The following is a 7,364-nucleotide window of genomic DNA, read 5'->3' on the forward strand; positions in this document are numbered from 1 at the left end:
GCCTCCCGATCCGCTCCGCCCTCATCCAGCTCGAGGCCGACGGGCTCCTCAGCGTGCTCACGGGGCGCGGCAGCGTCGTGGGGCCGGGGTGGACGCCGGTGGGCCAGGGACCGGCGAGGGCCGCAGCCGCCCGTGCGCCGAACACCGCACCCTCCAGGAGGGAGTTCGACGCGAGGCGGTTGGCGCCGTGCACCCCGGTGCGGGCCACCTCGCCCGCCGCGTAGAGCCCGCGGATCGTGGTGCGTCCGTCGAGGTCGGTCACGACGCCGCCCATCAGGTAGTGCGCGGCCGGGGTCACCGGGAGCGGCTCGCGAGACCAGTCGAAGCCCCGCTCGCGGGTGACACGGTCGATCGTGGGGAAGCGGCGCGCGAGGGTCGCAGCTCCGAGCATCGTGGCGTCGAGGCGCACCGGCACGTCCTGTCGCGCGGCCTGTGCGGCGATCGCCCGCGCGACCACGTCGCGCGGCGCCAGCTCGCCGTCGGGGTGGCTGTCGAAGACGAACCGCCGTCCGTCGGCGTCGAGCAGCACCGCCCCTTCGCCGCGCACGGCCTCCGAGATGAGGAACGCCGGGCCGCTCGCGAGCACGGTGGGGTGGAACTGCACGAACTCCAGGTCGGCGACCGCGGCCCCCGCGGCCAGGGCCACGGCGATCCCGTCGCCCGTGACCCCGGCGGGGTTGGTGGTGTGGGCGTACAGCTGTCCGTCGCCCCCGGTCGCGAGGATCACGGCGTCGGCGGTCCGCACGGTGGGGTGGCCGTCGTGGAGCAGCTCCACGCCGCGCACGGTGCCGTCCGCCACGGTGAGCCCGGTGAGCATCGCCCGTTCGACCAGGGCCATTCCCGCCCGGCGCACGGCCGCGGTGAGGGCGGTCGCGATGGCGGCACCCGTGGCGTCTCCGCCCGCGTGGAGGATGCGCGCGTGGCTGTGCGCCGCCTCCCTCCCGCGCTGGAGGCTGCCGTCGGCGGCGCGGTCGAACGCGACGCCCCGGGCGATGAGCTCCGCGATGCGGGCGGAACTCGCGGCCACGAGCGTCTCGACGGCGGGGCGGTCGCCGAGTCCGGCTCCGGCGGTGAGGGTGTCGTCCGCGTGCGCGGCCGGGGAGTCGTCCGGCCCGTAGCCGCCCGCGATCCCGCCCTGCGCGAGCGGTGTGCAGCCCTCGCCGACCTCGCCCTTCGTCACGAGCGTCACGGTGTGGCCCGCCTCGTGCGCGTGCAGGGCCGCGGTCATGCCCGCGATGCCCGCTCCGACGACGACGACGTTCATCGCGTGCCGGCTGCCGGGGGCTTGGCGGCGAGCATGCGCTCGAGGGCGACCCTGGCCGGTTCCGCGACGTCCTGGGCCACCGTGATCCGGTTGGGCGTGCGTCCCGCGACCAGCTCCTCCAGCGTCCAGGCGAGGTAGCCGGGGTGGATGCGGTACATGGTCGAGCAGGGGCACACCACGGGGTCGAGGCAGAAGATCCGGTGCTGCGGGTACTGCGCGGCGAGGCGGCGCACGAGGTTGATCTCGGTGCCGATCGCGAACGTCGTCGGCGTGGTGGCCTCGTCGATCGCGCGGCGGATGTACTCGGTCGATCCGGCCTCGTCGGCGGCGTCCACCACCTCCATCGGACACTCCGGGTGGACGATCACGCGCACGCCGGGGTGCTCGGCGCGGGCCTGGTCGATCTGCGCGACCGTGAAGCGGCGGTGCACGGAGCAGAAGCCGTGCCACAGGATGACGCGCGCGTCGCTGAGCTCGTCGGGCGTGGAGCCGCCCAGCGCTCGCCGCGGGTTCCACAGCGGCATGCGCTCCAGCGGCACGCCCATGGCCTTGGCGGTGTTGCGGCCGAGGTGCTGGTCGGGGAAGAACAGCACGCGCTGTCCGCGCGCGAACGCCCATTCGAGCACGGTGTGCGCGTTGGAGGAGGTGCAGACGATGCCGCCGTGTCGCCCGACGAAGCCCTTGATCGCGGCGGACGAGTTCATGTAGGTGACGGGGATCACGGGCACGCGGCCGTCCGCGTCCGGCGTGTCGAGGTCGCCCAGCACATCGGCGAGCTGCTCCCAGCACTCCTCGACCTGGTCGATGTCGGCCATGTCCGCCATCGAGCATCCGGCGGCGAGGTTCGGCAGGATGACGGACTGCTCGGGGCGCGACAGGAGGTCGGCGGTCTCGGCCATGAAGTGCACACCGCAGAATACGATCGCCTCCGCGTCGGTCCGGCCCTTGGCGGCCGTGGCGAGCTGGAAGGAGTCGCCCACGTAGTCGGCGTGCGTGACGACCTCTTCGCGCTGGTAGAAGTGCCCGAGGATCACCACGCGGTCGCCCAGGGTCGCCTTGGCGGCACGGATGCGGTCGTGGAGCTCGGCCTCCGGTGCCTCGCGGTATTCGGCGGGCAGCTCGCCCTGGCGGGGAGCGCCGGTGGGGATCACATCGCCCATGGACGACCCCGGGCCGTAGCCCGGGCGGATGTCGAAGTCCCAGGGGCCGGCCGCGAGGTCGGTGGTGCAGGTGGCCTCGGTCGACGCGCCGGTGACGATCGCCTGGATCGCGTGGTCGACCGAGGCGTCCACGGGCAGGACGGCGGGAGTCGGGACGGCGGTGATGCTCATCGGGTGCTCGTTTCTTCGGGGCCGAGGGGGCCGCGGTCGGCCAGCTCGACATCGGTGTTGTCGCGGTACAGACGGGCGGGACGGTGGCTTCCGGTGCGGAACCGGTCGGTGGGCAGGAGGTTGCCGGCGGCCTCCACCTGACGGCGGAAGTTCGCGGGGTCGAGCTGGCGGCCGAGGATCGACTCGTACGCCTCGCGGAGCTCGGCGAGCGTGAACTCCTCGGGCAGGAAGCCCTGTGCGACGCGGCTGTAGCCGACCTTGTTGCGCAGGCGCCACAGGGCGTACTCGATGATCTTGGCGTGGTCGAACGCCAGTGCGGGGAGCTCGTCGACCTCGAACCACTGCACGTTCTCCGGCGCGCGTCCGCTGGCGCGGTGGGCGGCGATCTGGGCTTCGACGTCGTCCTGTCGCAGCAGCGCCCAGTACACGATCGAGACGACGCGCGTGGGGGAGCGGTCGACGGCGCCGAACGCGTAGAGCTGCTCGAGGTAGCTGGGCGCGAGGCCCGTGGTCTCCGCGAGCGTGCGGGCGGCGGCGTCGACCGGGGATTCCTCGGCGGTGAGCCAGCCGCCGGGGAGCGCCCACTGCTGCGCGAACGGCTCGCGCGTGCGGAGCACGAGGGGGAGGGCGAGCACGGCGCGGCCGTCGTCGGTGCGCCGCAGCGTCAGGATCACGGTCGAGACGGCGACGCGGATGGGCTGGCTTCGAGTCATAGGCACCTTAACCTCCGTGAACGATCTTAGTGTCATAGCGACCCTTAGGGCGACTCCATGACGCCGTGGGTCCAGCGAGTCCGAAACGTTATCTGCGGGAGGGAATAGGGCTTGTCCGGCCTGACGGGGTTTGTTAGGTTACTGTCCTAACAAACCCCTTCGAGGTGACGTCCGTCTCCTCCTCCCGGGTTTCCCGTGAACCCCGACCGGGGTTCGGCTCCATCCGGAGAATCCCTCCTGCAGTGCAGCACCGAGAGGAAATGAAGAATGATCCGTAAGGGAAAGCGCGGAATCGCGCTCACGGCGGTCGCGGGGGCCTCGGTCCTCGCGCTGGGACTCACCGCCTGCGGTGGCGGGGGAGGCGAAGGCGGCAACGCCGACGGCGACCGCGCCCTCCGCGTCTGGGCCGGCAGCCAGACGCCGATCACCGCGAACTACAACCCGTTCGCCCCGACCGTGCTCCACGGCGCGCTCGGCCCGATCTACGAGCCGCTCTTCTTCTACAACAAGACGAAGGACTCCGAGCCCGTCGGCCTGATCGGTGACTCGTTCGAGTACAACGAGGACGGCACGCAGATCACGGTCAAGATCAAGCCCGACCTCAAGTGGAGCGACGGCGAGCCGCTCACTGCCGATGACGTGGTCTTCTCGTTCATGTACGAGGCGAACAACCCCGAGGGCAACGGCCTCACCTCTGCCGAGGCCACCGACGACACGACCGTGGTGCTCACCTACTCGATCCCGCAGTACACCACCGAGTTCCAGCGCATGGGCTCGACCTACGTGCTCCCCGCTCACATCTGGTCGGAGATCGACGACTTCGCGAACTTCACGAACGAGGACCCCGTGGGCTCCGGTGCCTACGTCGTCGACAAGACGACAAGCGAGTCGTACACGCTGGTCGCCAACGAGAACTTCCGCGACGCCGACGAGCTCGGGGTGAAGAAGGTCCAGTACATCGCTGTCGACAACAACCAGACCGCGCAGGACCTGCTGGCCGCCGGCGAGCTCGACTGGGCCGGCATGTTCATCCCCAACCCGGACGACGTGACCGGCAACGGCAAGATCGAATGGATCAACACGCCGCAGGACCCGACGGTGCTGTACACGTGCTCGAACGCCGAGCTCGGCTGCACCGGTCCCCAGACCGACGTCGCCGTGCGCCAGGCGCTCAACGTCGCGATCGACCGCGCCACCATCAAGGACAAGGCGTTCGTCGGGCTCACCGGCGACATCTCGCCCGCGTACACGCTGCTGCCGCGCGACGAGAAGTGGCTCGCCGACCCGGCGAACGAGGTCAGCCCGCAGGAGGCCGACGCCGCCGAGGCCGGCTCGATCCTGGAGGCCGCCGGCTACACGAAGGGATCCTCGGGCATCTACGAGAAGGGCGGCGTGCCGATCGAGCTCAACCTGATCTCGGTCGACGGCTGGACCGATTATAACGATGCCGCGAAGCTCATCGCGGAGCAGGCGGAGAAGGCAGGCATCAAGATCACGCCCTCCACCGTGCAGTGGCAGGAATTCTCCGACGCGCGTCAGGGCGGCGGATTCCAGCTCATCGTCGGCGGTGTCATCGGCACTTCGGTCGCTGATCCGTTCCAGATCTACCGTGACTGGTTCGGTGGTACCGCGGTCGGCTCCACGGGACCGGTCGGCGCGGAGATCCCGCCCACCCGCTGGAACTTCAGCCGCTACGACAACCCCGTCGTTGACCAGGCCGTGCAGACGGCGATCGCGACGAACGACGAGGCCGAGCGGAAGGCGCTCTACGCCACCATCCAGACGGAGATCGTCCGCGACCTTCCGTACATCCCGCTGGTCGTCAACGCCACCCAGACCTTCTACAACACGAAGGACTTCACGGGCTGGCCGACGGAGGAGGATCTCTACGCCTTCCCGCCGTCCTGGGGTGCGATTGCGGCCGGCTACGTGCTGACGCAGCTGAAGCCGGCGAAGTAGGCGAGAGGGGTCAGGGGAAGCGGGAAGTCAGGAGCACTGTGACATGAAGTTCTATGCACGAAGAATCGGGTTCTACGCATTCACGCTGTGGGCCGCGATCTCCCTCAACTTCCTGCTTCCCCGGCTCATGCCGGGGAATCCGGCCGACATCATGATCGCCAAGATGCAGCGGGCGGGCGGCGAGGTCTCCGAGACCACGATCCGCAACATCCGCCTGCTGCTCGGCGGCGACGACTCCTCACTCTGGGAGCAGTACCTCGACTATTGGGGTCGCATCTTCACTGGCGATCTCGGCACCTCGGTCACCGACTTCCCGAAGCCGGTCGTCGAGCTCATCGCCGAGGCGCTGCCGTGGACGCTCATCCTGGTGGGCCTGTCGACCCTGATCTCCTTCGTGCTCGGCATCATCCTCGGTGCGTGGGCGGGGTGGAAGCGCGGCACCTGGGTCGACCACGTCATCCCCGCCACCACGGTCCTCCAGTCGATCCCGTACTTCTGGCTGGCTCTGATCCTGGTCGCGGTGTTCGCCGTCGGGCTCGGCTGGTTCCCCATCTTCGGAGGCTACGACGTCTTCGACTTCCCTTACGGCCCCGAGCCGACGTGGGCCTTCTTCACGGACGCCCTGTCGCATGCGGTGCTCCCCGCCCTCACAATCGTGATCAGCTCGGTCGGCGGGTGGATGTTCGGGATGCGCAACATGATGGTCTCCACCCTCGCCGAGGACTACGTCCTGACCGCGGAGGCGAAGGGGCTGCGTCCACGGAGGATCCTCACCGCCTATGCCGCCCGGAACGCCGCGATCCCGTCGATCGCCGGGTTCTCGATCACGCTCGGCTTCGTCGTCGCCGGTGCCATCGTGATGGAGCAGGTATTCACCTATCCGGGCATCGGCAAGCTCATGTTCCAGGCGGTCACCGCCAACGACTACGCGCTCATGCAGGGCCTGTTCCTGGTGATCACCGTGACCGTGCTCGCCGCCAACTTCCTCATGGACCTCGTCTATGGCTTCATCGACCCGAGGGCTCGCCAGAATGTCTGACACGAAGAACCCGCTCCTCGTCGAGGAGACGCCCACCGTCGCCCCCGAGGGCACGCTCGCCGTGGCCACCCAGCGGCAGGATCGCCCACGGCGCCGCATCCTTCCCCGCACATCGCCCAAGTTCATCGTCGGCGCCGTCCTGGTGCTCGCGATCGTGCTGTTCGCGATCATCGCGCCGATCTTCTCCCAGAACCCCCGCAGCACCGACAACCCGGCGCTTCAGCCGCCCTCGCCGGAGCACTGGCTCGGCACGACCAAGCTGGGCAACGACATGTTCGCGCAACTGGCGATCGGAGCGCAGGGGTCGCTGATGGTGGGGGTCACCGCGGGCGGCATCGCGATCGTGCTCTCCCTGATCTTCGGCGTGCTGGCCGGGTACCTCGGCGGCTGGCGTGAGGATGTGCTGGCGCTGCTCACCAACGTGATGATCGTGATCCCGGGTCTTCCCCTCGTGATGGTGATCGCCTCGTTCGTCCCGCAGCGCAGTTGGCAGATGGTCGCCTTTGTGCTCGGCATCACGGCTTGGGCAGGTGCCGCCTACGTCCTCCGGCTGCAGACCCGATCCCTGCGCACGAGAGACTACGTGTACGCCTCGAAGGTGGCGGGCGAGCGATCCTTCCGCGTGATCCTCGTCGAGATCATGCCGAACCTGCTCCCGCTGCTCACGGCCCAGTTCCTGTTCGCGATCATCTTCGCGATCCTCGGCGAGGCGGGGCTCTCGTACCTCGGTCTCGGACCGAACTCCTCGATCACCTGGGGGTCGATCCTGAACGACGCGCAGTCGGGGCAGGCTCTCGGGCGTGGCGCGTGGTGGTGGTTCGTGCCACCGGGCCTCATGATCGCGGTGCTCGGCGCCGGACTCGCCCTCATCAACTTCGCGATCGACGAGGTCATCAATCCCAAGCTGCGCAACGCGCCCGATGCGGCTCGCCGTGTGCGCAAAGCCGCCAAGGTGAAAGGGGTCTCCGCATGAACGAGGCGGTGCTGTCGGCGAGGAATGTGTCGATCGAGTACGAGGTGGATCCGCCGGTCAAGGCTGTCCGCGATGTGTCGTTGAC

6 protein-coding genes are annotated in these 7,364 nt (G+C 69.3%); 3 read left to right on the forward strand and 3 right to left on the reverse strand.

Features of this window, described 5'->3' with window-relative positions:
• The 3 genes from nadB to DW297_RS00490 all read right to left on the reverse strand — a co-directional run.
• On the reverse strand, positions 1-1,264 hold a 1,264-nt coding region (gene nadB / locus DW297_RS00480; protein WP_136028549.1), incomplete at its 3' end, for an L-aspartate oxidase.
• Positions 1,261-2,595, reverse strand: coding sequence for a quinolinate synthase NadA (gene nadA / locus DW297_RS00485; protein ID WP_136028550.1), 1,335 nt, complete (start codon positions 2,593-2,595; stop codon positions 1,261-1,263). The genes nadA and nadB, both read right to left, overlap by 4 nt.
• Complete coding sequence (locus DW297_RS00490; RefSeq protein WP_136028551.1) at positions 2,592-3,308, reverse strand: NUDIX hydrolase; 717 nt, start codon at positions 3,306-3,308, stop codon at positions 2,592-2,594. Before DW297_RS00490 ends, nadA begins: the two co-directional genes overlap by 4 nt.
• 267 nt (positions 3,309-3,575) lie before the next feature.
• On the opposite strand from DW297_RS00490, the gene DW297_RS00495 reads away from it, so the two are divergent.
• The 3 genes from DW297_RS00495 to DW297_RS00505 are packed head-to-tail and all read left to right on the forward strand — an operon-like array spanning position 3,576 to position 7,279.
• Positions 3,576-5,267, forward strand: coding sequence for an ABC transporter substrate-binding protein (locus DW297_RS00495; RefSeq protein ID WP_136028552.1), 1,692 nt, complete (start codon positions 3,576-3,578; stop codon positions 5,265-5,267).
• A gap of 43 nt (positions 5,268-5,310) precedes the next feature.
• The gene (locus DW297_RS00500) at positions 5,311-6,306 is read left to right on the forward strand and encodes an ABC transporter permease (protein ID WP_136028553.1); all 996 of its coding nucleotides are present in this window, start codon (positions 5,311-5,313) and stop codon (positions 6,304-6,306) included.
• Complete coding sequence (locus tag DW297_RS00505; RefSeq protein WP_136028554.1) at positions 6,299-7,279, forward strand: ABC transporter permease; 981 nt, start codon at positions 6,299-6,301, stop codon at positions 7,277-7,279. The genes DW297_RS00500 and DW297_RS00505 overlap by 8 nt, the downstream gene beginning before the upstream one ends.
• Positions 7,280-7,364 lie beyond the last annotated feature (85 nt).

It is taken from the genome of Microbacterium sp. PF5 (assembly GCF_004794315.1).
Lineage (GTDB): Bacteria > Actinomycetota > Actinomycetes > Actinomycetales > Microbacteriaceae > Microbacterium > Microbacterium sufflavum.